We start from the raw sequence: 22,988 nt of genomic DNA, 5'->3' as shown, positions 1-22,988 counted from the left end.
ACAGGCCAGCGGCATGAGCATCGAGGCTCGTAAACCGCCGCTCCAGATCGCGCTGAAGATCAGGCGGATTCTGGGTGGCAAGGGGGGCTGGAACGGCATCGCCGTCCAGTTCGCCTTCGCGGTGGTGTTGGGCTGGATCGCCTACGAAATCATCTCCAACGCCCGCGCCAACCTCGAAAACCAGCACATTGCCGCTGGCTTCGGCTTCCTCAGGAACAATGCCGGCTTCGACGTCAATCAGACCCTGATCTCCTATACCGGGTCTGACACGTTCTTCCGCGTGTTCGTGGTCGGGCTTTTGAATACGCTCGTGGTCTCGGTGGTGGGCATTGTCTTCGCCACCGTGATCGGTTTCATCATCGCGCTGTGCCGTCTGTCGCCCAATTGGCTGGTGGCGCGCGTCGGTGAGATCTATGTCGAAATCATCCGCAACCTGCCGCTCCTGTTCCAGATCCTGTTCTGGTACCTCGCAGTGCTCGCGGCATTGCCCAATCCGCGGCAGAGCATTTCGCTCTTCGGTGCAGCCTTTATCAACAACCGCGGCCTGATCGTCCCGTCCCCGGTGGGCGAGCCTGGCCTCGCCCCGTTTCTGACGATGCTTGGCCTTGGCATTGTCGCGTCGTTGGCGTTGCGCTCCTATGCACGACGCGCCCTGTTCGAGAGCGGCCGGTTGATCCGTATTTGGCCCTACGTGCTGACGTTCATCGTCGGTTTGCCGCTGGTTACGATGCTTGTGTTCGGACTGCCGTTCATCTTCGAATTTCCGCAGCTCAAGGGCTTCAATTTTGCCGGCGGTTCGCGGGTCATTCCGGAGTTCGTGGCGCTGACACTGGCGCTATCCACCTATACTGCCAGCTTCATCGCCGAGATCGTGCGCGCCGGCATCCTATCCGTTCACCAGGGGCAGATGGAGGCGGGCGCTTCGCTGGGACTGAGCCGCGGCGCCACACTGCGGCTGATCGTCGTGCCGCAGGCGATGCGCGTCATCGTTCCACCGCTGACCAACCAGTATCTCAACCTCACCAAGAATTCCTCGCTGGCGGTCGCGATCGGCTATCCGGACCTGGTCTCGGTGTTCGCCGGCACCTCGCTGAGCCAGACCGGGCAGGCGATCGAGATCATCGCCATGACGATGGGCGTCTATCTCTTGATCTCACTGATCACCAGTGGTGTCATGAGCATCTACGGATGGCGCATCAGCCGGAGCCTGGGCGCATGACCGACATCACCGCGTCATCATTCGTGCGTGAGGACCTCGTTGCCGAGCGTGCAGCGCCGGTGAAGACCACGGGGTTCGTCGGCCTGTTGCGCACCCGCCTGTTCAATTCACCGACCAACATCCTGCTGACGATCCTGGGCGCCTTGCTGCTCTGGTACACCGTCATTCCGTCGGTCAGATTCCTGATCGTCGATGCGGTCTGGACCGGCAACGACCGCGCCGCCTGCCTGGCCGAGAATGCAGGATTTACGGTCGGCGCCTGCTGGCCCTACATCCAGGCGAAGCTGCCGCAACTGATCTATGGCTTCTATCCGGACGCCGAGCGCTGGCGGGTCAATCTCGCCCTCATCCTGGCAGTGATCCTGTTGCTGCCGCTGCTGATCCCGCGCCTGCCGGCGAAGGGCCTCAATGCCGGCCTGTTCTTCTTTGCTTTCCCGATCGTCGCATTCTTCCTGCTGCATGGCGGCGGCATCAGTGGGTTCGGCCTGAGCTGGACGGCCGGGCTGCTGGAGTTGTTCGAGGACAGCGTCATCAGCGCCGGACAGGTCCTGCTCAGCCTCGGCAAGACATCGGCCATCGGTCCGCTGCTCTGGGTGGTCGGCAAGCTCGTCTTGCTGGTCGGCACCGCCGTCCATTGGCTGATCTTTCCGCTGACCTGGCTGCGCGACCAGATCCACGCGACGGGCCAGTCGGTCTGGGTCGATTTCGCCATCACCGCCGGTTTTGTCTCGCTGCTCGCCTTCTTGCTCGGCGGCGGCATGCGCAGCGGCGGCCGCGCTCTCACGTGGAGCATCGCCGTCTTTGCCGTCATCGCGATCGTCATCAAGCTGATGGGGCTGGATCACGGCGGGTTTCCGATCGTCGCCACCAATCTGTGGGGCGGCCTGCTGGTGACGCTGGTGGTCTCCGTGACCGGCATCGTCACCTCGCTGCCGATCGGCATTGCGCTGGCGCTCGGCCGCCGCGCCTCGATCCCGCTGATCCGGATCTTCTCGATCGCCTTCATCGAGTTTTGGCGCGGCGTGCCGTTGATCACCGTGCTGTTCTTCGCCACTTACATGCTGCCTCTGTTCCTGCCGGGCAATTTTTCGGTCGATGGCCTCGTGCGCGCGTTGATCGGCATCGCCCTGTTCACGGGTGCCTACCAGGCCGAGAACGTCCGTGGCGGGCTCGCGGCGATCCCGCGCGGGCAGGGCGAGGCGGCCGCGGCCCTGGGGCTGTCCTGGTGGAAGACGACGTCGCTGATCGTGCTGCCGCAGGCGCTCCGCCACGTCATTCCGAACCTCGTCAACAGCTTCATCTCGCTGTTCAAGGATACCTCGCTGGTCTCGATCGTGGCGCTGTTCGACTTGCTGGGTTCGCTGCGGGCGTCATTCTCGGATCCGAAATGGTCGACGCCGTCGACCGCGTTCACCGGTTTTGCCTTTGCCGGGATCATCTATTTTCTGTTCTGCTTTGGAATGTCGCGATACTCGCTCTTCGTCGAGCGCCGCCTCAACGCTCACCGTCGCAACTGATCGAGCTCACCATGTCAGCCAAACCGATCGTCAACATTTCCGGCCTGAACAAATGGTACGGCGACTTTCACGTGCTGCGCGACATCGACCTCGAGGTCGAGAAGGGCGAGCGCATCGTGATTTGCGGCCCGTCGGGCTCGGGCAAGTCGACCCTGATCCGCTGCATCAACGCGCTCGAGGAATTCCAGGAGGGCGAGATCGTCGTCGACGGCATCGAGCTCGGGCCGAACCTCAAGCATGTCGACGCGGTGCGGCGCGAGGTCGGCATGGTGTTCCAGAGCTTCAATCTGTTCCCGCATCTCACGGTGCTGGACAATTGCACGCTGGCGCCGATCTGGGTGCGCAACATCCCCAAAAAGGACGCCGAAGCGACCGCGATGAAATTTTTGGAGCGGGTCAAGATCCCGCACCAGGCCAACAAGTTTCCGGGACAGATGTCGGGTGGCCAGCAGCAGCGCGTCGCCATTGCCCGCGCGCTGACGATGAACCCGAAGGTGATGCTGTTCGACGAGCCGACCTCGGCGCTTGACCCCGAAATGGTCAAGGAGGTCCTCGACACCATGGTCGATCTTGCGAAAGAGGGCATGACCATGCTGGTCGTCACGCACGAAATGGGCTTTGCGAAGGAGGTCGCCAACCGCGTGGTGTTCATGGATGCCGGCCAGATCATCGAGGCCAACACGCCGCACGAGTTCTTTGCCAACCCGCAGCATGCGCGTTCGAAGTTGTTCCTGAGCCAGATTTTGCGGTGAATCCGGCTCCGCGAGGGGAGCAGAGCCCTTCTTTAAATGTGGGAAAGAAATGGTGGGCACGGCGCTTGCGCGCCTTTGCCCACCTTACGATAGCGGTTAGGCCATCACCCGCTGCGGCAGCAGCTCCGCGATCTGCACCGCGTTCAGCGCGGCGCCCTTGAGCAACTGATCGGCCGCCACGAACATCGAGATCGAATGGCCTGAGGGATCGCTGAGGTCCCTGCGGATGCGGCCGACCAGGACGTCGTCCTGGCCCGAGGCATCGATCGGCATCGGGAAGTAGTTCTTCACGCGGTCGTCGACGACCTTCACCCCGGGCGCCTGCGCCATGATGGCACGGACCTGGTCCTCGCTGATCGGCTTCTCGCATTCGAAGGTGATGGCCTCGCAATGGGCGCGCAGCACCGGCACGCGGACGCAGGTGACACCGATGGCGATGTTCTCGTCCTCAAAGATCTTGCGGGTTTCGTTGATGACCTTGGTCTCTTCGTCGTTGTAGCCGGTCTCGGGATCGACCGCCGTGTTGTGGTTGAAGAGATTGAAGGCATAGGGGTGCGGCATCACCTTCGGCGTATAGACCTGCCCGTTGAGATTGGCGCGGGTGGACTCGACGAGTTCGTCCATCGCAGCCGCGCCGGCGCCGGAAGCCGCCTGGTAGGTCGAGATGATCACGCGCTTGATGCGGTTGTTCTGATGGATCGGCCAGAGCGGCACCAGCGCGGTGATGGCCGCGCAGTTCGGATTGGCGATGATGCCCTTGTGGTCGCGGATGCGGTTGGCATTGATCTCGGGGATCACCAGCGGCACGTTCGGATCCATGCGGAAAGCGGAGGAGTTGTCGACGACGACCGCGCCGGCCTTGACCGCCAGTGGCGCGTACTTCTTCGAGATGCCGCCGCCGGCGGAGAACAGGGCGATGTCGACGCCGTCGAAGGCGCGCTCGGTGAGCTCCTCGATCACCATGTTTTGCCCGCGGAACGACACCGTCTTGCCGGCCGAGCGGGCGCTTGCGAGCGCCTTGAGCTTGCCGACGCGAAAGCCGCGCTTGTCCATGGTGGCGATGAATTCGGCGCCCACCGCACCGGTGACGCCGACAATCGCGACGACGGGATCGTTACTCACATTCTCCTCCATATCAGTTGATCACAGACAACAAAAAAGCCCCGGACCATCATGGGCGGGGCTTCGGTAGAGCTGATTGCGTTCTAGTCGACGACTATGCGCGCACGCCTCCCCGGGCCCCGAAGGCCGCGGTGGTTTTGGTGGTGCGTTTGGTGGTCGTGAACATGGCGGCGACTTATGCGGGAGTGTTCTGCGCCCGTCAATGGCTTTTCGGCGTGATTGTGGCCGCTGCTATTTCACGCGCGCCCCCGGCGGCTCGAGGAGGACCTCCTTGAGGTCGTCGCCGCTGATGACGACGATCGCGAAATTGAGCCGGCCGCGTTCGCGCACCAACCCGCCGCTGATGGCCTTGCCGGAGGCGGCCTGCTCGGCGACACGGACCGCTTCCGCCAGACGATGCCGGATGGTGCCGAGCGCTGCGAGATTGTTGCGATCTTCCTGGTCAAGCTGGGCGAGGGGCAGGGCGGCTTCGCCGCCGATGAGCTCGCCCGTTGCGGCGTTGATGGTGTGCCGCCAGACCCGGTCATTGTGCAAGGTTTTCACCCGAAACACCGGGACGCCGGAGCCGCCGTCGAAGCTGACGTCCGCGGTGGTGGCGCCGGCATGGCGGGCCTCGGCGATCGCCATCGCCTGGCCGATCGAGATCGACGAGCTGCGGAAGCGCTCGATCTCGCGGCTGACGGCCTGGCGGTCGGCCGCGGCATCACCATCCGTCTCGCCGTGGAGGGCGGTGGGAGTGCCATTCGTCGTGCCGATCGCCTGCGCCGGCGCTGCGATGAGCAGCCCCGACAGGGCGATCGCGGTCAACCGCCAGGTGCGTCGTCGTGCTGTCGTCATGCTCGAAACCCTCGGCCAGCGAGTGTGCCGGACAATCGTAAAGAAGTCGCGGCCGACCGCGGGCAGCGGCCGGCCGCCGATTGTCGCCACGGGGCTGTACCCGCCACGACGATCATCGTCTGAAAGTCGGTCCGAACCCATTTGGGGCTGGTGAAAAACAGGCCCGAACCGAACAAAACCATACGGTATCGTTTTGTTTCGGTCAACGGAAAGGCCGTCGCGCTCGGCGGGTAGATCGCCTGGCTCACGGAAATGTCAGCGGGACGGGCGGCGCCGTTGCGTGCTTTTGGCGGGGCTCTGGACACGGTCAGCCGGCCCTAACGCTCCGGCCAGGAACAGCTTGATCGCCGCGCGCATCCGCTTTTCGGCGGATTTGAGCTCCATCGGCGTTCCGAACGTCGCCATGCGGTGGGTGTGGCCGACGACGACGTCGAGGAATACCTCGGCCGCAATGGTGGTGTCGTCGACATCGAGCGCGCCTTGGGCGGCGAGGTGATCGAAGAAGCGCGCGGTCGTGGCGACGGCCTTGAGCCAGCCTTCCTCCTTGCCGAGCTTGGCGATGTCGGGAAAGTTGATGGCCTGCGACGTCATCATGCGGCTGAAGGCCATGGCATCGGGGCCGCAGGTGAAGATCAGCATCTCTCGGCCGATCTCGACCAGGCGCTGCTCGACCGAGATGTCCGACGAACTGCCGAGCTGGGTCTCGGCCGCTGCGGACAGGGGCGCAAGCCAGCGCGAGATTTCCCGCCGCAGCACGGCCCGGAACAGACCGCGCTTGTCGCCATAGCGGGCATAAACGGTGGGCTTGCTGACCCGGGCTGCTTCCGCAACCGCGTCGAGCGAGGTCGCGTCGAACCCGCGGTCCAGGAACAGCCGGGTGGCGACTTCGATCAGCCGCTGATCGCGCTCGATCGCTGCGGTTTTGGTCGGCCGACCGCCGCGGGATTTCGATGCCTCGCGCCCTGGCGTTGCCGTTCTTGCCTTGGTCGCAGCCAATCCCATGCCCAATGATTCCTGCGCGTTCCCGACAATGGTCATTGCTCTATAACGCGCAGCAGCCGGGGCGTCATCGCGAATCTGGCCGAACAGGCCGTATCGTCAACGGTCTCCCTAGGAGCCCGTTCCGCACCGCGGTCCCAAGGCAGCGCCGCGGTCCTAAGGCAGCGTCGAGGTCCAGGCTTGGCCGGCCGCCGCTTTCTCGTAGCCGTACTGGTAAAGCGCCCGCATATAGGCGGTGTCGAAGCCTTCGGATGGCGGTGCCGGATAGTCGCGCTCGATATAGGAGAGATGGAAGCCGAGCCGGTTGCGCCTGGCGAAATCGTAGGTCGAGAAGATGATCGAGCGGGTCTGCGACTGGGTGATCGAGGACAGGCTGCGTGACGCGACATCGATCGTGCTGTTGGCGACGAGCTCGAAATTTCGCTCGATCTTTTTGTTGACGAGAATGTAGATATCCATCTTCGCGGTGCCGGGCAGGCGGCCCTGGAAGAGCAGGGCCTCCGGCAGCGTCAGAACGGGCGCCGTCACGCCGCCGTCGACATGCATCTCCTGAAACCGGTGGCCCTGGCCTTCGGCTTCGATCAGGATCGGGGGAAACACCAGCGGAATGCTGGCGGACGCCGCCATCACGTCGCGAAACAGTTTGAGCGCCTCCGGCGTGCCGACCGCGGCGATCTTGCCCATGTCCCAGATGGCGGTTCGCTGGGTGTCGAGGTCGGTCGTCACCACCAGCAATCGTCGCCCCTTGGCATTTTCGCGGGCGACCTGCTCCAGGATCTCCGGCCCGACATAGCGCGCCACCAGCTCGCGCAACCGCTTGTTGCCGAACAGGCCGGAGCCGAACAGCACGCGCATGATGCTGGGATCGTTCAGAAGGCTTTCGGCGATGCCGCTGGTGTAGACCTCCTTCAGCGTGTCGTCATATTGCGACCCGAGAAATGCAAACGGCGCGATCAGACCGCCGGTGCTCACGCCCGAGACGACCGAGAAGGCGGGGCGCGTGCCGGCCGCGCTCCAGCCATTGAGCACGCCGGCACCGTAGGCCCCGTCGGCGCCGCCGCCGGAGAGCGCCAGATAGCTCCGGATCACAGGGAAGCTGAATCTGGTGATGGGCTCGTCGGTGTAGCGCCTCAAGCCATCGATATCGAGCACGCGCGAACTGCTGGCATCGGCCGCGGTGTAGGGCGTGCGGGGCAGCGACGTGCAGGCGCCGAGCGTGAAGCTGCACGCGAGGGCAGCCGCTCCGAACAGGCGAAGGCCTGTTCGCCCCATCCGGCTGAGGAAGGGGATCGATCGAGTCTCAACAAAAGGGGAAGGCATTCGCCGTCAGTCACCGCACACGCTACGCGCCGCCGCCGGCGTTCGCGCCCGCGTCGACATTCCCATCCTGCCCCGCAGCTAGAACTATACGGTGTCGTTTTGTTTTACAAGCGGTGTTGCCGCGGCCGGATTGTGTCCGGCCGCGGGCGAGCAGGGCGCCGGCGGGCAACGAACTGGGCGGTTGATCGGCCCCGCCCGACACGCAATAAGCACCGCCATGACCGTTCCCAATCATTTCGAACTGCTCGCCACCGACGGCGCCGCGCGCACCGGCCGCCTGACCACGCCGCACGGTGTGGTGCGAACCCCGGCCTTCATGCCGGTCGGCACCGCCGGCGCCATGAAGGGCATGCACTGGCGCGAGGTCCGCGACGCCGGCGCCGACATCGTGCTCGGCAATACCTATCATCTGATGCTGCGTCCGGGCGCGGAGCGCATCCATGCGCTCGGGGGCTTGCAGACATTCACCGGCTGGAACGGACCGATGCTCACGGATTCCGGTGGCTTCCAGGTGATGTCGCTGTCGGATCTGCGCAAGGTCACCGAGAACGCCGTCACGTTCCGTTCGCATATCGACGGCGCCAAGGTCGAACTGTCGCCGGAGCGCTCGATCGAGGTCCAGCGTTTCCTCGGCTCCGACATTGCCATGCAGATGGACGAATGCGTGCGGCTGCCGGCCGAACGCGACGACATCGAGCGCGCGATGCGGCTGTCGCTGCGCTGGGCCGAACGCAGCAAGCGCGCCTTCGAAAGCGCGCCGGACGGCTACATGCTGTTCGGTATCGTGCAGGGCGGCGACCTGCCGCAGCTTCGTCATGCAAGTGCCGAGGGCCTGGTCGAGATCGGATTCCACGGCTATGCGATCGGCGGCCTCGCCGTCGGCGAGCCGCAGGCCGTGATGCTGGCGATGATCGACGAGACCGCGCCGGCGCTGCCGCCGGACCGGCCGCGCTATCTGATGGGTGTGGGCACACCGGACGATATGCTCGAGGCGGTGAAGCGCGGTATCGACATGTTCGATTGCGTGATGCCGACGCGCAATGGCCGGCATGGCGTCGCGTTCACGCGCTTTGGCCAGGTGAACCTGCGCAATGCGCGCCACGCCGACGATCCGCGTCCCCTCGATGAAGAGAGTTCATGGCCGTCGGCGCGCAATTATGCGCGCGCGTACCTGCACCATCTCGTCAAGGCGGGCGAGACGCTGGGGGCGATGCTGCTATCCGAGATCAATATTGCCTATTACCAGTTGCTGATGCAGGGCATCAGGGACGCGATCGCACACGGGACGTTCGAGGAGTTCTACCAGCGTACGCGCGAGGACTGGGCGAGGGGCGACATCGCCCCGCGCTAGAGCATTGCAGCGTCAATTGCAGACGAGCCGCTGCTTGACGGCGTGCTTGGTCACGAAGCCATAGCCGCAGGTGTCGCAGGTCCAGAGATAGCTGATCACGTGGTCCGAGACATAGGCGGAAGCTTCGGCTGCGACCATGGAGTCGGCGCAGACGGGACAGGTCGGCAACGCGCTGCAACGTGGATCGCGGCTTGACGTGACGACGGTCGACAACACTTCAGCAAACGCTGACATCGTGGTGACCTCCCTGCTTTGAGACCTAAGTCTAACATAAACAGAATCAGTTGACGAGGTCGCAACACAAATGCGTTGGTTTTCTGCTAATTACATCTCACGCGATTTTGCGATGCAGCGTACTTAACATGTGCCGCATTGTCGCTTGCGTGTCGTCACAGGCCATCTCTAACTGCGCTAGGGCTGCGGCAGAGCGCAATCGTGCCACAGGGAGTTCATCATGGACGCATCGTCGGAGAAGGCTGCAAAAACGGGTGCAGCGCACCAAGCTGGCCGGGGCCGGATCTATGACTCGATCGTCGAGGCTTTTGGCGACACGCCGATCGTGCGTTTGCGCCGGCTGCCGGGCATGCACGGCGTGAACGCGACCATTTTGGCAAAACTTGAATATTTCAATCCGGCCGGGAGCGTGAAGGATCGCATCGGCGCGGCCATGATCATCGCCATGGAGAAGGCCGGAATTATCAAGCCGGACACCGTGCTGATCGAGCCGACCTCCGGCAATACCGGCATCGCGCTCGCCTTCGTCGCCGCCTCGCGCGGATACCGGCTGAAGCTGGTGATGCCGGAATCGATGTCGATCGAGCGGCGCAAGATGCTCGCCTTTCTCGGCGCCGAGCTGGTGCTGACGCCGGCAGCCCAGGGCATGAAGGGCGCGATCGCCACTGCCGAAGAGCTTCTGAAGACGACGCCGAATTCCGTGATGCCGCAGCAGTTCAAGAACCTCGCCAATCCCGAGGTGCATCGCCGCACCACGGCCGAGGAAATCTGGAACGACACCGGCGGCAACATCGATTTCTTCGTAGCCGGCGTCGGCACCGGCGGCACGATCACCGGTGTCGGCCAGGTGCTCAAGCCGCGCAAACCGTCGTTGCGTGTGGTCGCGGTCGAACCCGAGGAGAGTCCGGTGCTGTCGGGCGGTCAGCACGCGCCGCACAAGATCCAGGGCATCGGCGCCGGATTCGTGCCCGACATTCTCGACCGCTCCGTGATCGACGAGATCGTGAAGATCAACTCGACCACGGCGATCGAGACTTCGCGGGCCTTGGCGCGGCACGAGGGAATCCCGGGCGGCATCTCTTCAGGTGCTGCGGTCGCCGCAGCCCTCCAGATCGGCAAACGGCCGGAAGCTGCGGGAAAAACCATTGTTGCAGTGGTGCCGTCGTTCTCGGAACGTTATCTTTCGACAGCATTGTTTGAAGGAATCTAGCAGATGGCGGAGCAACCCCCGAGGCGGCCGCGGACATTGGGCGATGCGCGGAGCGAAGCCGAGGCGGCGTTCAAGAAGGTGACCGCCAAGGTCGCCGTAGCGCCGCCGAAGCCGAACGTGGCGCCGGGTATCAAGGAGCAGGTCAGCCTGCGCATCGACCAGGATGTGCTCGAGTTCTTCCAGGAGGGAGGTCCCGGCTGGCAGGACCGCATCAACGAGGCGCTGCGGAAGGCGGCGGGGAAGTAGACAACTCGTCATTGTGAGTTGGGACCGGCCTTGAGGACCGACGAAGCAATCCAGGCTGCCGCCGTGGAGGAATTTTGGATTGCTTCGCTGCGCTCGCGATGACGGAGTATGCCTCTCAGTGGCGGAACATGCCGCCCATCATTCCGCCGACGACGCCGCCCACGAAGGCCGCGCCCGCATCGCCGCCGCCACGATGGCCGCCGCCGTTGTTGGTGGGAGCGCTGTTGGCACGCCGAGCCGGCTTCGCACTGTCATCACTGGCGGTCGGCGTCGAGGCAACGATCTCCGAGAGCAGGGCCTTGTGCTGGAGCTTGTTGAGATAGCCCGTCGACGGATAGCCACGGGCCGCCTGCCAGCGCTTGAGCACGGTCCGGGTCTCGTCGCTGAACGCACCGGTCACCTTGGTGTCGAAGCCGAGCCCGTTGAGGCGGCGCTGCACGTCGCGACGCTGGCCCTTGTCGAGGCCGATCTGGTCCTCGGTGAGCTGGCTGGCGTCATCGGTGAAGGTCGCGGGGTCCACGCCGGCGTTGAGGTTGCGCGTCGTGGTCGACGGTCCGTTCTGGATCGCCGCGAGCCGCGCCAGCGCCAGCGCCTTGAACTGGCCGTTCGGATAGGTGGAGAGATAGGCGTTGAGCTCTTCCGGCTTGTTGGTCTCCTTCACCGAACGCCAGTACTCGAGCTCCACGCCGTCCGAGCTGGCGCCAGTCGCGGCAACGGGCGCACTGCCGGAAGCAGCGGTCGGTGCGGCGTTGGCGACCTGGGTCTGCTGAGCCGGATTGAGGTAGACGGCACCGATCAGGTTGGTATGGCCCCAGGGAAGCTGACCCTTATGGGTTTCCTCGTTGACCTGAGCGCGCACCGACGTCATCGCCTGCTGGATCTCGACGCCGGGCTTCGTGATGTTGTCGATCAGCGCACGGGTGAACGGGCTGTTGTTGCCCTCCTGGCCGTCGAGCGCAGTCTGGCCCGGGCCGGTGGCGAACGCGATCAGCGTGCCTTCGCCGGACTTCATCTCGGCGAGACCGCTCTGCACATTGACACTGCGGGTCGCCGAGTTCGACTTGATCTTGGCCGCGAAGGGATTGTCGCGGCAGGCGTCGAGGAAGACGAGCTTGACCTTGGCGTCGCCCATGGTCTGGTCGAGCGTCAGGTCGATATTGATGGCGGCGCCGAGCTTGACGTCCATCTCCGACTTGATGTCGGCGTCGATTGGCAGCAGGTAGTTTGAACCGCCGACGGCGATGCCGTGACCGGCGTAATAGAACACCGCGACGTCGGAGCCCTGCGCCTTGCGGCCGAAGTCCAGAAGCTTCTCCGTCATCTGGTCGCGGGTCAGGTTCGAACCTTCGATCACCTCGAAGCCGACATTGCGCAGCGTGGCCGCCATCGCCTTCGCGTCGATCGGCGGGTTCGGCAACTGTGCGACGTTCTTGTAGGCGCCGTTGCCGACGACGAAGGCGACGCGGCGGTCGGCCTTTGCGGCGCTGACCGTCAGCGCCATGCAGATCAACGAGACGAGGATGGTGAGAGTGCGCATCTGAAATCCCCAACAGAATCGAATAATCGGCAGCAACAAATTGGTCGCGAACTTACACGAAAACGCCCGGTTTCGCGCCACCAAAACGACAGGTCGCCCGACCCGTTGCCTTGCGGTCGAACGTGCACGATGGACGGCCCGCCCAACGTGATCCAAATCACGCTCGACCACTCCGTTTTGTCGCGCGAGATGGCGCGCGGTTCACTGGGCGCGGGCGGCAACCGGCGCGGCTGGTTTCAAATTCAGCAGATTGCCGCACAAGATCAGTGCGGCACCCAGCACCGTCCAGGCGTCGAGCCGCTCCGAATACAGCAGCCAGCCCGCCGTCGCGGTCAGCGGTACCCGCAGGAAATCCATGGGAACGACGATCGTCGCATCCGCATAACGCATCGCGCTGGCGAGACAGTAATGTGAAAACGTGCCGCAGACGGCGATCACGCCGACCCAAGCCCAGGCATGGGCGGATGGCCAGGTCCAGACGAACAGGGTCGGAACGAAGCCTGCGACGGATTGTACCACCAGCATCCAGAACAGGATCGACAGCGCGCTTTCAGTGCGGGTCAACGATTTGACCAGCGCCATCGACACGCCAAAGCCCATGGCCGCGCCCAGCGCGATGAGCTGGCCCGGATTGATCTCGCCGGTGGCTGGCCGGACGATCACGACCACGCCGACAAGGCCGAGCGCGATGGCGGCGATCTTCCACGGCGTCATGCGCTCGGAGAGGAAGCTTGCCGCCAGAATGGCTGTCCAGATCGGCATGGTGAACTCGATCGCGACCACCTGGCCGATCGGGATCAGCGTCAGCGCGAAGAACCAGCCGAGCTGGGCGACGTAGTGCACCAGATTACGCCCGATGTGCTGCGGCAGGCGCGAGGTCCTGAGTACCCTGAAGCCGCCGGCGCGGTAAATGATGGGGGAGAGCAGCAGGAACCCGGCCAGCGACCTCACTTCCATGATTTGGAAGACGTTCAGCTCGCGCGTGGTCTCGCGTCCGGCCACGGCCATGATCAGCATCAGGGACAGCCAGCCGGCCATCCAGAATGCAGCCATCGTTTTGGACGGTGTCGTGGTCATTGGGGCAGGGCGCGGGAGAATTGACTCTGAGGGGACGCCGGTATCGGCGACATCACAGCGGTTTGCAACGGCCAAATCTGCGGGTGCAGCGATGCAGGGCAGCGTGCTAGATCAGCGCCGATCAACGAGAAAATCGGGAGACTTCGCTCATGCGCATCTTGCAGCCGGCTGAATGGTCGAAACCGCGCGGTTTTTCACATGGTGTGGCGGTGGAGGGGCCGGGCCGCTGGGTCGTGCTTGCCGGCCAGACCGGCGGAGACGAAACCGGCAATTACGCGCCTGACATGGCCGCCCAGGTCGCGAGCGCTTTGAAGCGGATCGTCAAACTGCTGGCTGAGGCGGGCGCCGGCCCCGAGCACATCGTCCGCCTGACCTGGTATCTGACCAGCCGAAGCGAATATGAGGCCGCAGGCGCTGGCATCGGTGCCGCCTGGAAGGAGACGCTCGGGCGCAATTTCCCGCCCTCGACGCTGCTCTACATCGGCGGTCTCGTGGATGATCGCGCCAAGGTCGAGATCGAGGTGACCGCGTTCGTCCCGGGCACATAAAAAAATCGATCCGGCGCGGGGCGCCGGATCGATTGTCGTCAGGTCTGACTTTGGCTTACCGCGACATCGAGATGTTGGCGCCGCGGAACTGGCTGTCCGCGCGGATGGTGACGATCTGCTTGTTGCCGCTCGTCTTCAGCCCGATATTGGCGTTGAAGCCTGCGGCCGAAGCGACCACCTCGAAGTTTCCGCCATTGCCGCGGCCCTCTAACGAGCCGCTGATATTGCGGCTGGCTTCGCTCCAGCTGCCGGTGATGGCGCTGCCTTCGGCGCGGACGTTGGCGCCGAGGTTGAACTTGTAGGCGTCGCTGGCACAAGTCAGCGACATCTCCATGGTCGGTCCGATCGGGGCGTATTTGGCCCGGCACCGGATTCGCTCGGTCGAGCCGTCATCGAGGATGACGGTGCCTCCGCCGCTCCAGGTTCCCGCCATCGGCGCGAAGGGACCGGACTGGGCCTTGCTTTCGGAGCTGGCGACAGTCGCAACAAACAAAACGGCGGCCGCCGTCATCAGCCGCCGGTTCAGGACACCGGTTCCGAATTGCTTACTGGCGCGATGCTTCCCACCGCCCGCTGCACGGTATGCCTGCAGATGCTCCATTCCACTTCCCCGATCCGGCGTTGCCGCTGAGTTGACCGTTGGCATATGCACCATTGATCGAAACTTTCACAAGTCCCCCGCTGCCGATGGTGCCGGAAACGTTAGCACCGGGCGCGGTGATCTTGCCGTCCGCAACCGTCAGCAAGGAGCTTGCGGTCGGCTCGCAGGTGCCGCTCTTGGTAACGATGGTGACCTGCCAGTTGCCGTCATAGGGGGTCTGGGCAAAGGCGGGTGCGGCGAGGGTGAAAACTGACGCGGCACAGAACGCCGCAATGCGACCAAAACGCATGAATTTCGTCCTTGAATATGTCTGAGATGATGACCCTTATTCAGGCGAAATGTGACGGAAATTTGGTGCAATGCCAAATCGAAAATTGTTCCTGTGGAAACAATGGTTTATTTGCGTTTTCGGATGCAATTTTTGCAGCGAAATCAATGCCGCCTCACGTTAAGGGTAAACGTCAGGAGAGACTCGGCGCTGACGTTGCAAACTGCTCGTCCTGGATCTTGGACGGCAGCGCCTTGTGAACCTTGGCATAATCGATCACATCGGCCAGCAATTTGAGGCCGAGTGGGGCGAGTGAGCGCTCCCACAGCTCTCGCGCCGTCTCGCCCTTCCTGACAAAGCACCAATCCTGGGCGGCGATGGCGCCGGCGTCCATGCGGTCGGCCAGATGGTAGATCGTGCCCCCGGCGATCGGATCGCCTTCCTTGATGGTCCATTCCACAGCGGCCTTGCCGCGATGGCGCGGCAACAGGGAGGGGTGATAGCCGATGCCGCCGAGCTTCGCGGCAGCCAGCGCGTCCTTGCCGATCCGGGCATGGCTGTGCGCCGTGATGATCAGGTCGGTATCAGGAGCAATCTCGGAGGCGACCACGAGCTTCGGATCGGCCTGGACCACCACCTCGATGCCTGCCGCGTTCGCGGTCGCGGCCAGCCGATCCTCGGGGTCGGTCACCACGACCCGCGCGATCGAAACCCCGTGCTCCCGGAGCATGTTCAGGGTGGCGACGCCGAAATGGCGGGAGCCGACGAGGGTAATGCGCATGGCTGTCTGATCCGTCTCGCAACTGCGTTATTCCCCGATAACACGTCAGGCGGTGCTGTCACCAGCCGCGGCGCGTTTGCGCCGGTTATCAACAATGCGCCGGAGGCGGGTGCGTTGAACTCTGCGATTGCGCGGCCGCCCGCTCCGGTGCTTCCATGGGTATATTCCACCAGCTCGGAGCGAGCGAATGCGACGCGTGTGGCTGATCCTTGTCGCCGGATTGATGCTGACGGCTCCTGCGCACGCCGGCGGGCCGCCATACCCGGTCGTGCCACCCGAGATCGGGGTACCGCCGTTCATCGGCCCGAGCTGGGACACCTATCGGTGCGCCCAAGGGCCGGTCTACAATTTCTATCACGGTGCCTATTACGGCGAAGAGCCGCCGGCGCTCTATCGTGGTTATGCCTATCGGCCGCATTACCGCTACACCGCCTACCGCAAGCTGCCGCGGACGTATTTCTGCGTCACCGATTAGCCCTGCCGTCGCAGGATCGTCCAACGTAACTTGTTCTCAACCTGGCTGTCGTATCGACGAATCCGTCGCGGATGAGTATTGCGTACCGCGACACCAAAAATGTCCCGGCGGCGCGGGCGCGCCGCGGGCTTTTTTGCCGGGACCGATTTCATGCCGAGCGCGATTGAGCAGATCGTCGACACCTATGTGCGACTGAAAAACCGCCGTGGCCTCGACCAGCTGATGATGCACAGGCAGCGCCTCGCAGTCGATCTGAAGAGCAAATCCGGTTACGATTTTAGCCTGCCGATCGGCCAGATCGACGAGGAGATCGCGATCATCGAGGCCGGGCTGAGCCGGTTGAAAGCGGATTTGGCTGATCCCGCTGCAACCCGGACCATCGAAGGAGACTAGTCGCGCTTGCCGCCGTCGATGACGGTGAACAGCGGACGCGCCGGGGTGGGTTCGACCAGGAGTTCCTCCACCAACGCGGTTGCCGCATCGACATATTTGCGGGTCGGCTTGTCGAGCGGACGCCTGGCTTCGTCCTCGAGCGCGATCTTGGCGGCTTCGACCAGCTTGCGCATTCGCGTGGCGTGATCGTCGCCGGCTGTCAGCGTCGCGCGTGCCAGCGAGCGCAGCACGAACAACTCGCCCTCGAGGCGGAGCAGGCGGTCGTTCAGCCTGGTGAGGACGGCGTTGAGGTCGGGCATGTCAGGTGTTCGTTGCGCAGGATCCATCCTGATCTAGCGATCATCGGTGAACGGAATGCAAAGGCCATTGATGCAATTGGCCCGATCTGCCGCTCAGGTGGCGGTCCGCGCCAGATAGTCGCGCGCGAATCCGAGATACCAGTCGAGGCAGGCCGGATTGGCCATGGCCTCCTTGTTGATGACCTTCTCCACGGGCTGGCCGAGCAGGAGCTTCTTGATCGGCAGCTCCTGCTTCTTGCCGGACAGCGTGCGCGGAATCTCGGCGACCGCAAACATCTCGTTCGGCAGGAAACGGCGTGACAGGCCGGCCTCGATCGCCTTGTTGATCTTCGCCCGCATCGCGCCGTCCAACGCGACGCCCTCACGAAGCACGACGAACAGCGGCATGTAGCTGTCGCGCCCGAGATATTCGAGGTCGACCACGAGCGAGTCCAGCACTTCCGGCAGCGCCTCGATCGCGGAATAAAGCTCGCTGGTGCCCATGCGCAGGCCGTGGCGGTTGATGGTCGCATCGCTGCGGCCGTAAATGATGCAGGAGCCGTCCGGATTGACCTTGAGCCAGTCGCCGTGCCGCCACACCGGTCCGCGGCCGCTGCCGTCGAAATTGTCCGGGTAGGTCTCGAAGTAGCTGGCGCGATAACGGGCGTTGCCGTTGTCGTTCCAGAAGTAGAGCGGCATCGACGGCATTGGCTCGGTGCAGACGAGCTCGCCGACCTCGTCGATGACGGCGCGACCCTGCTCGCTGAAGGCTTCGACGGCGGCGCCCAGTAGCCGGCACTGCATCGCGCCCGGCGTCTGCGGTAGCTCGCGGTTACCGCCGATGAAGGCGCCGGCGAAATCGGTGCCGCCGGAGATGTTCGCCCACCAGATGTCTGCCTGCGCCTGGCTGCCGTTGGTCTTCGACAGTGCCGCGAAGCGCGCGTTGAACCAGGCTTGTGTGTCGGCGCTGAGCGGCGACCCCGTCGAGCCGAGGCAGCGCAGCTGCGAGAGATCGCCCGCGGTGGCGAGATCCAATTCGGCCTTGGCGCAATTGGCGAAGAACGCCGCACCGGCCCCGAAGAAAGTCGATTTCGATTGGGCGACGAAACGCCACAGCGTGGCCCAGTCCGGCTTGTCCTTCGCGCCTCCCGGGCTGCCGTCGAAGATGCAGCAGGTGGTACCGCCGAGCAGGCCGCCGACCTGCGAATTCCACATGATCCAGCCGGTCGAACTGTACCAATGATAGCGCTCGCCGAACGAGTTCTCGTGGTAGGAGCAGCCGATGTCGTTGTGCAACCCGAGCAGCGCCAGCACCACGACGATGATGCCGCCATGGCCGTGCACGATCGGCTTGGGCGGGCCGGTGGTGCCGCTGGAGTACACGATCCAGAGCGGATGATCGAATGGCAGCCAGACCGGCTCGAACGCGTCGACCGCAGCACCTGTGCTGGCGACGATGTCCGAGAGCAAGGCATCGGGCGATGCGGCCGCGCCAGCCTCGCTGTGCAGGATGACATGCTCGAGCGTCGGTAGCGATCGCCGGAGCTCACTGACGACGTCGCGCCGGTCATGCCGCCGGCCGGCATAGGTGACCGCGTCGCAGGCGATCAGCACCTTTGGCTCGATCTGCTTGAAGCGGTCAATCACCGCGGGCGCGGCCATGTCGGGCGCGCAGACGCTCCAGACCGCGCCGATGCTGGCGCTCGCCAGAAACGCGATGATGGTCTCGGGAATGTTGGGCAGATAGGCAGCTACGCGGTCACCGGGCCCGATGCCCTGGTCCTTGAGATGCAGCGCGAGTGCGGTCGCCTTGCGCTTAAGCTCAGGCCAGCTCGTCTCCGCGAGCCTGCCGTCTTCGCCGCCGCTGATGATCGCGGGCAGGCGGGCTGCATCGGCCGCCTCGACATGGCGGAACACCTGGCGGGCATAGTTGACCTGCGCGCCGGGAAACCAGACCGCACCCGGCATCTTGCGCTCGGTGATCACGGCCGCAAACGGCGTCGGCGATTGCAGATCATAGTAGTCCCAGATGCTGCGCCAGAAGCCGTCGAGATCGCGCACCGACCATTGCCGCATCTCCTCATAATTCGCGAAGGTGAGGCCGCGCTGCTCGGCGAGCCAGTTGCGGTAGAGGGCGATCTGGGGAACGAAGGGCGCGGTCATGGCGTGTTGACTTCGGTTGCAGGGAGCCGGAGTTTAACGGGCGTCGCGGCATAGCAGAAGCCGCGATTCACTCCCAATGCTGACCTGGGAGTTAGGTCATCGCGGTTCGCCGGGACAACGACGCCGGAGAGGCGGGCCGCTGGTTCAACGAACTCGTCATTGCGAGCGCAGCGAAGCAATCCAGAATCCCTCCGCGGCGGCAGACTGGATTGCTTCGCTGCGCTCGCAATGACGGAGTGTGGACGAGAGCGGAGCGCAAGCCGGTGGGCACGCGCAACATGATCCGACGCTCGTCGCGGATTGCGCTTCGCTCCATCCGGGCTACAGCACCGAGAACGCTGCCCTTAGCCTACCAGCCGGCGCCCGCCCAGCGTCTTCCGAACACGGCGGGCTTCGTCTTGACCGCCTGCCAGCCGAAGAAATGATGCTTGCCGGACCAGCTGTGCACCACGCCGCTGCAGATGCTGCATTTGAAGCTGCCGGCGTGCGGCTCGGCGTGCTCCTCCCGGGTCGCGGTGTAGTTCATGCCGCAGCCGGGGCAGGTGAATTCCTCGATCGTCCAGATGCTGTTGGCCATTGCACCGAGTTTGTTTTTTGGGACCTTGAGCCAAAGCGTAGGTGCGAGGGTTTGCATCGGCGTAAACCGGCCGTCGCAAATCCGGTTAATCATCGTTAGCCAAACCCGGCTCGGGCGCGGCGTTGCAAGGGTTACCGGTGTTCGGACCGCCCATCAGTCCAGATCGCCGCCGGGCGTGAACTATCACTTCCAGGTTGGAGCCCGCGCGCCCGGGCTCGGTTACCTTGACGTCCGGTCCGTTGCTGGCAATAACGCATGGCCGCGCAAGTGCCGGAACCCGCGTTGATGCCGCAAGGAAAGCCGTGCCTGTGAAAAGTCTGCGTCAGCTCCTGACGGGTGAGGACGTCATCCAGCTCGTGATCCGGCTCGGCCTGCTGGCGCTGCTGATCATCTGGACATTCATTATCATCCGGCCGTTCGTGCCGATCCTGGCCTGGAGCGCCGTGCTCGCGGTGGCGTTCTATCCGGCTTTCAGCTGGGTCGCCAAGATCCTCGGCGGCCGCCCCAAGACCGCGGCCGCCATTCTCACCCTGATCACGCTCGGCATCGTGCTCGGCCCCGCGACCTGGCTCGGCCTCAGCGCCGTGGACGGGGTGAAGGAGCTCGCGCACCAGCTCGGCACCGGCGACCTTGCGCTCAAATCGGCGCCGGAGCAGATCAAGTCGTGGCCGATCATCGGCCCGACGCTCTACGAAGTCTGGGATCAGGCCTACACCAACATCCGCGCGGTGCTGCGCGAGGTGGCGCCCTATCTCCAGCCGCTGGCGGGACCGCTGTTGTTGCTCGCGGGCGATGCGAGCCTTGGAACACTCCAGTTTCTGGTCTCGGTGTTCGTGGCCGGATTCCTGTTTCCGCACGGGCCGCGGCTGGTTGCGGCCGGGCGCGGTTTCCTGTCTCGCATCGTGCCCGAGCACAGCGAGCATTTTCTCGAGCTCGGCGGTGCCACCATCCGCGCCGTGGCGCAGGGCGTGATCGGCGTCGCCATCGTGCAGGCGCTGCTTGCCGGAATCGGCTTCAAGCTCGCCGCCGTGCCGAGCGCCGGCCTGCTCGCCTTCATCGTTCTGCTGCTGTCGATCGTGCAGATCGGGGCCTTCCTGGTGCTGCTGCCGGTGATCATCTGGATCTGGACCGCCAAGGACGTTACCACGGCGCTCGTGCTCACGGTGTTTCTCGTCGTTGTCGGCTTCCTGGACACCATGCTGAAACCGCTCGTGATGGGGCGCGGCCTCAACACGCCGACCGTCGTGATCTTCGTCGGCGTGATCGGCGGCACGCTGGCCCACGGCATCGTCGGCCTGTTCATCGGGCCGATCATCCTGTCGGTGGCGTGGGAAATGGCGGCGGCGTGGATCGGGACAGGCGCGGGGAAACGGAAAGTGGAGTCGCCGGCGGTTGACGAGGCTCAATAGGGCTGCACGCGTCTCGCGGAAGAGGCGCGGGTTTGCCGGATCTCGCAAGTCCGGACAATTGCGGCCGGCGCCGGTCACCGCAATGGCCAACTAACTTGTCTAACCAACTAGACAAGTTACCATAGACCGATTCTGTTTTTGGTTTGCGACGGCAATGGCGAAGTCTTCCAAATTGGTTGCGGCCAGGCGCGGTAAGGTTCTGCTGGTCAGGCGGCGCTCCGACGGCCTCTGGATGTTTCCAGGGGGCCGCAAACGCGCGCGCGAATCCGAGAAGGACTGCCTGCGGCGCGAGATCCGCGAGGAGCTGCCGAAGCTGAAGCTCGGCCGGATCAGCCTCTGGAAGGAAGTGAAGGCCAAGAACAAGCGTTCCGGCCGCAAGATGAGCGACGCGATCTTCATTGCCAAGAGCGCCAAGGGCAGGCTCGCGATCGGCGACAAGAAGGAGATCGACCGCGCCGCCTGGCACAAGCCGCGCGGAATCCGCCTGACTGCGACCTCGCGCTACGTGCGCGATCGGCTGTTCCCGCGGAAGCAGCGGCGGCGGAGCTGAGCGCGACGTTGCTTGGGGTGTGACAAATGGACCGGTCACCGGCCGCCGTGGGATGTGAAGCAGTTCACATACCGTCGCCGAGTTCGCTGCTATCAAGGCGCCATTGCCGTACCAATTGATTTCCGTTGAAACGCCCCAGTGTCTCCAAGCACTGGGGTTTTTCGCGTCGGCTCCGTGCGTCAGCCCTGCCGGCGCAAGAACCCGGTGATCGTGACCTTCTCCCAGATGCCGGCCGCCGCGAAGGGGTCGGCGCGATTGAAGGCCTCGACCTCGGCGCGGCCCGGAGCCTCGATCAGGAACAGGCTGCCGATCATGGTGCCGCCGTCATCGGACACCAGCGGTCCCGACATCACGATCTTGACGCCGAAGCGCGAGGTGTCGCCGAGAAACGCCTTGTGGGCGTCGTAATTGGCAAGCCGCGTCGGCAGTGCGCCGCTACGGTCGAGGGCATGGATGGCAAACAGCATGATCTCTCCAGGGCTTTGGGGGACGGCTGTGATGTCAGCCGTCCGGCGCTTCGTCAGAACAGGCCGCGTCTACTTGGCGCCGAGCTTGCTAGCTTCCTCGAAGGTCGGGCAGGTGCGCTGCTCCAGCGGTGTGTCGAACGGCTGGTAATTGTCCTTGGTGATGACGGTGGGCTTCAGCACGATCTCCTTGACGACGGGCTGATCGCGCAAGCTTCGGATCGCCATCATGGTGCCGAGGCAGCCTTGGGCAAAGCCGTTGTAGTCGCCACTTGCGAGCAGCTTGCCTGACTTGATGGCGTCGATGGCTTCCTTGGTGCCGTTGATGCCGATCACCTGGGCCTTGCGGTTGGCGCCGTCGAGCGCCTCGAGCGCGCCGACCGCCATGGCGTCGTTGGCGGCGAGCACGCCGTCGATCTGCGCGTTCGACTGCATCAGATTCTCCATCACCTGGAGCGCCTGGAGCCGCTGGTAGTTGCCGGGCTGCGAGGCCAGCAGTTTTGCACCGGCATTCTCCTTCAGCGCGTCGTTGAAGCCGCGGACGCGGTCGACATTGGTCAGCGAGCCCTTGACGCCCTCGATGATGACGATGTTGCCCTTGCCGCCCAGCGTCTTGAGCAGGAAGCGCGCGGTTTCGAGCCCGAGGCTGTAATCGTCGGCGCCGATGAACGAGACGAATTTGCCGCCGGCGGAGCGATCGGTGATATTTACGACGGGGATTTTGGCGTCGTTGATTTTCTCCACCCCGGGCACCATCGCCTTGTAGTCGACCGGCGTGAAGACGATCGCGCTCGGCTTCTTCACGACGACGTCTTCGATCTGGCTGAGCTGTTCCGGAATCGAGTCGGGCTTGGTCGGGATGTATTGCAGCGTCTTGGCGTTCAGCGTCTTGGCCATGTTGTCAGCGCCGACCCGCACGGTCTGGAAGAACGGATTGGTCTGATTTTTCGTGAACACGGCGATGGTCTCGCCGTCGGCGCGCGCCTGCGTTGTGAACGCGGCCGCCATGACAAGCGGCAGTGCGAGATAGCCCAGTCTCTGTTTCATGTCGTCTCCATCC

At 64.1% G+C, this 22,988-nt stretch carries 26 protein-coding genes; 11 read left to right on the top strand and 15 right to left on the bottom strand.

The features are described from left to right. The first annotated feature begins 13 nt into the window (after positions 1 to 13). The 3 genes from AC0L2O_RS21825 to AC0L2O_RS21815 are packed head-to-tail and all read left to right on the top strand — an operon-like array spanning position 14 to position 3,488. Positions 14 to 1,219 (top strand): amino acid ABC transporter permease, encoded by a 1,206-nt coding sequence (locus tag AC0L2O_RS21825; RefSeq protein ID WP_473371127.1) that lies wholly within the window; start codon positions 14 to 16, stop codon positions 1,217 to 1,219. Next, positions 1,216 to 2,736 (top strand): amino acid ABC transporter permease, encoded by a 1,521-nt coding sequence (locus tag AC0L2O_RS21820; protein WP_473371126.1) that lies wholly within the window; start codon positions 1,216 to 1,218, stop codon positions 2,734 to 2,736. The genes AC0L2O_RS21825 and AC0L2O_RS21820 overlap by 4 nt, the downstream gene beginning before the upstream one ends. An 11-nt stretch (positions 2,737 to 2,747) precedes the next feature. Beyond that, positions 2,748 to 3,488: an amino acid ABC transporter ATP-binding protein gene (locus AC0L2O_RS21815; RefSeq protein ID WP_369723752.1), complete on the top strand. Its 741-nt coding sequence runs from the start codon at positions 2,748 to 2,750 to the stop codon at positions 3,486 to 3,488. Positions 3,489 to 3,584: 96 nt separating this feature from the next. Here AC0L2O_RS21815 and AC0L2O_RS21810 read toward each other — a convergent pair whose 3' ends face one another. The 4 genes from AC0L2O_RS21810 to AC0L2O_RS21795 all read right to left on the bottom strand — a co-directional run bounded on the left by AC0L2O_RS21810 (position 3,585) and on the right by AC0L2O_RS21795 (position 7,718). Then, on the bottom strand, positions 3,585 to 4,622 hold the full coding sequence (locus tag AC0L2O_RS21810; RefSeq protein ID WP_473371125.1) for an aspartate-semialdehyde dehydrogenase: 1,038 nt from the start codon (positions 4,620 to 4,622) through the stop codon (positions 3,585 to 3,587). Positions 4,623 to 4,841: 219 nt separating this feature from the next. After that, positions 4,842 to 5,447 (bottom strand): PepSY domain-containing protein, encoded by a 606-nt coding sequence (locus AC0L2O_RS21805; protein WP_473371141.1) that lies wholly within the window; start codon positions 5,445 to 5,447, stop codon positions 4,842 to 4,844. A gap of 255 nt (positions 5,448 to 5,702) precedes the next feature. Then, positions 5,703 to 6,449, bottom strand: a complete 747-nt coding sequence (locus tag AC0L2O_RS21800; protein WP_369723746.1) for a TetR/AcrR family transcriptional regulator — start codon at positions 6,447 to 6,449, stop codon at positions 5,703 to 5,705. A gap of 153 nt (positions 6,450 to 6,602) precedes the next feature. After that, positions 6,603 to 7,718 (bottom strand): patatin-like phospholipase family protein, encoded by a 1,116-nt coding sequence (locus tag AC0L2O_RS21795; RefSeq protein WP_473371140.1) that lies wholly within the window; start codon positions 7,716 to 7,718, stop codon positions 6,603 to 6,605. Positions 7,719 to 7,983: 265 nt separating this feature from the next. On the opposite strand from AC0L2O_RS21795, the gene tgt reads away from it, so the two are divergent. Next, entirely contained in the window at positions 7,984 to 9,117 is a 1,134-nt protein-coding gene (tgt, locus tag AC0L2O_RS21790; RefSeq protein ID WP_473371124.1) for a tRNA guanosine(34) transglycosylase Tgt, read from the top strand. Between the two features lie 12 nt (positions 9,118 to 9,129). On the opposite strand, the gene AC0L2O_RS21785 is transcribed toward tgt, so the two are convergent. Further along, entirely contained in the window at positions 9,130 to 9,351 is a 222-nt protein-coding gene (locus AC0L2O_RS21785; RefSeq protein ID WP_369723743.1) for a hypothetical protein, read from the bottom strand. 220 nt (positions 9,352 to 9,571) lie between these two features. On the opposite strand from AC0L2O_RS21785, the gene cysK reads away from it, so the two are divergent. Next, a complete protein-coding gene (gene cysK / locus AC0L2O_RS21780) occupies positions 9,572 to 10,561 on the top strand; it encodes a cysteine synthase A (protein WP_473371123.1) in 990 nt (329 codons plus the stop codon). A 3-nt stretch (positions 10,562 to 10,564) separates the two neighbouring features. Continuing rightward, a complete protein-coding gene (locus AC0L2O_RS21775; RefSeq protein WP_473371122.1) occupies positions 10,565 to 10,807 on the top strand; it encodes a BrnA antitoxin family protein in 243 nt (80 codons plus the stop codon). A gap of 115 nt (positions 10,808 to 10,922) precedes the next feature. On the opposite strand, the gene AC0L2O_RS21770 is transcribed toward AC0L2O_RS21775, so the two are convergent. Both AC0L2O_RS21770 and AC0L2O_RS21765 read right to left on the bottom strand, forming a co-directional pair. After that, the gene (locus AC0L2O_RS21770) at positions 10,923 to 12,344 is read right to left on the bottom strand and encodes a caspase family protein (RefSeq protein WP_473371121.1); all 1,422 of its coding nucleotides are present in this window, start codon (positions 12,342 to 12,344) and stop codon (positions 10,923 to 10,925) included. Positions 12,345 to 12,545: 201 nt separating this feature from the next. Then, positions 12,546 to 13,421, bottom strand: coding sequence for a DMT family transporter (locus AC0L2O_RS21765; protein ID WP_369723735.1), 876 nt, complete (start codon positions 13,419 to 13,421; stop codon positions 12,546 to 12,548). 149 nt (positions 13,422 to 13,570) lie between these two features. On the opposite strand from AC0L2O_RS21765, the gene AC0L2O_RS21760 reads away from it, so the two are divergent. Continuing rightward, positions 13,571 to 13,969, top strand: coding sequence for a RidA family protein (locus AC0L2O_RS21760; RefSeq protein ID WP_369723733.1), 399 nt, complete (start codon positions 13,571 to 13,573; stop codon positions 13,967 to 13,969). Between the two features lie 55 nt (positions 13,970 to 14,024). Here AC0L2O_RS21760 and AC0L2O_RS21755 read toward each other — a convergent pair whose 3' ends face one another. The 3 genes from AC0L2O_RS21755 to AC0L2O_RS21745 all read right to left on the bottom strand — a co-directional run bounded on the left by AC0L2O_RS21755 (position 14,025) and on the right by AC0L2O_RS21745 (position 15,619). Continuing rightward, positions 14,025 to 14,570, bottom strand: a complete 546-nt coding sequence (locus AC0L2O_RS21755) for a hypothetical protein (protein WP_369723731.1) — start codon at positions 14,568 to 14,570, stop codon at positions 14,025 to 14,027. Further along, complete coding sequence (locus AC0L2O_RS21750) at positions 14,515 to 14,859, bottom strand: hypothetical protein (protein WP_369723730.1); 345 nt, start codon at positions 14,857 to 14,859, stop codon at positions 14,515 to 14,517. The genes AC0L2O_RS21755 and AC0L2O_RS21750 overlap by 56 nt, the downstream gene beginning before the upstream one ends. Before the next feature lie 172 nt (positions 14,860 to 15,031). Further along, complete coding sequence (locus AC0L2O_RS21745) at positions 15,032 to 15,619, bottom strand: formyltransferase family protein (RefSeq protein WP_409188863.1); 588 nt, start codon at positions 15,617 to 15,619, stop codon at positions 15,032 to 15,034. Positions 15,620 to 15,806: 187 nt separating this feature from the next. On the opposite strand from AC0L2O_RS21745, the gene AC0L2O_RS21740 reads away from it, so the two are divergent. Together AC0L2O_RS21740 and AC0L2O_RS21735 are read left to right on the top strand one after the other, a co-directional pair. Next, positions 15,807 to 16,094 carry a hypothetical protein gene (locus tag AC0L2O_RS21740; RefSeq protein ID WP_409188862.1) on the top strand — a complete coding sequence of 96 codons (288 nt, stop codon included), beginning with the start codon at positions 15,807 to 15,809 and terminating at the stop codon, positions 16,092 to 16,094. 150 nt (positions 16,095 to 16,244) lie between these two features. Continuing rightward, the gene (locus tag AC0L2O_RS21735) at positions 16,245 to 16,487 is read left to right on the top strand and encodes a hypothetical protein (protein ID WP_369723728.1); all 243 of its coding nucleotides are present in this window, start codon (positions 16,245 to 16,247) and stop codon (positions 16,485 to 16,487) included. Here AC0L2O_RS21735 and AC0L2O_RS21730 read toward each other — a convergent pair. The 3 genes from AC0L2O_RS21730 to AC0L2O_RS21720 all read right to left on the bottom strand — a co-directional run bounded on the left by AC0L2O_RS21730 (position 16,484) and on the right by AC0L2O_RS21720 (position 19,505). Next, positions 16,484 to 16,786 carry a hypothetical protein gene (locus AC0L2O_RS21730; RefSeq protein WP_409188861.1) on the bottom strand — a complete coding sequence of 101 codons (303 nt, stop codon included), beginning with the start codon at positions 16,784 to 16,786 and terminating at the stop codon, positions 16,484 to 16,486. The genes AC0L2O_RS21735 and AC0L2O_RS21730 overlap by 4 nt on opposite strands. Before the next feature lie 93 nt (positions 16,787 to 16,879). Further along, a complete protein-coding gene (locus tag AC0L2O_RS21725; protein ID WP_473371120.1) occupies positions 16,880 to 18,928 on the bottom strand; it encodes an acetoacetate--CoA ligase in 2,049 nt (682 codons plus the stop codon). Positions 18,929 to 19,277: 349 nt separating this feature from the next. After that, positions 19,278 to 19,505 carry a hypothetical protein gene (locus AC0L2O_RS21720; RefSeq protein WP_369723725.1) on the bottom strand — a complete coding sequence of 76 codons (228 nt, stop codon included), beginning with the start codon at positions 19,503 to 19,505 and terminating at the stop codon, positions 19,278 to 19,280. Positions 19,506 to 19,813: 308 nt separating this feature from the next. On the opposite strand from AC0L2O_RS21720, the gene AC0L2O_RS21715 reads away from it, so the two are divergent. Both AC0L2O_RS21715 and AC0L2O_RS21710 read left to right on the top strand, forming a co-directional pair. After that, positions 19,814 to 20,914 carry an AI-2E family transporter gene (locus tag AC0L2O_RS21715; RefSeq protein WP_369723723.1) on the top strand — a complete coding sequence of 367 codons (1,101 nt, stop codon included), beginning with the start codon at positions 19,814 to 19,816 and terminating at the stop codon, positions 20,912 to 20,914. Between the two features lie 154 nt (positions 20,915 to 21,068). Then, entirely contained in the window at positions 21,069 to 21,464 is a 396-nt protein-coding gene (locus tag AC0L2O_RS21710) for an NUDIX hydrolase (RefSeq protein ID WP_369723720.1), read from the top strand. A 179-nt stretch (positions 21,465 to 21,643) separates the two neighbouring features. On the opposite strand, the gene AC0L2O_RS21705 is transcribed toward AC0L2O_RS21710, so the two are convergent. Both AC0L2O_RS21705 and AC0L2O_RS21700 read right to left on the bottom strand, forming a co-directional pair. Continuing rightward, positions 21,644 to 21,931, bottom strand: a complete 288-nt coding sequence (locus tag AC0L2O_RS21705) for a YciI family protein (RefSeq protein ID WP_369723718.1) — start codon at positions 21,929 to 21,931, stop codon at positions 21,644 to 21,646. A gap of 69 nt (positions 21,932 to 22,000) precedes the next feature. Continuing rightward, positions 22,001 to 22,975 (bottom strand): sugar ABC transporter substrate-binding protein, encoded by a 975-nt coding sequence (locus AC0L2O_RS21700; RefSeq protein ID WP_473371119.1) that lies wholly within the window; start codon positions 22,973 to 22,975, stop codon positions 22,001 to 22,003. Between the last annotated feature and the right edge of the window lie 13 nt (positions 22,976 to 22,988).

The sequence above is a fragment of the Bradyrhizobium sp. Kon10 genome (assembly GCF_055807395.1).
Note: the sequence above shows the minus strand (reverse complement) of the source record. Positions and strands in the feature narration are given on the sequence as shown.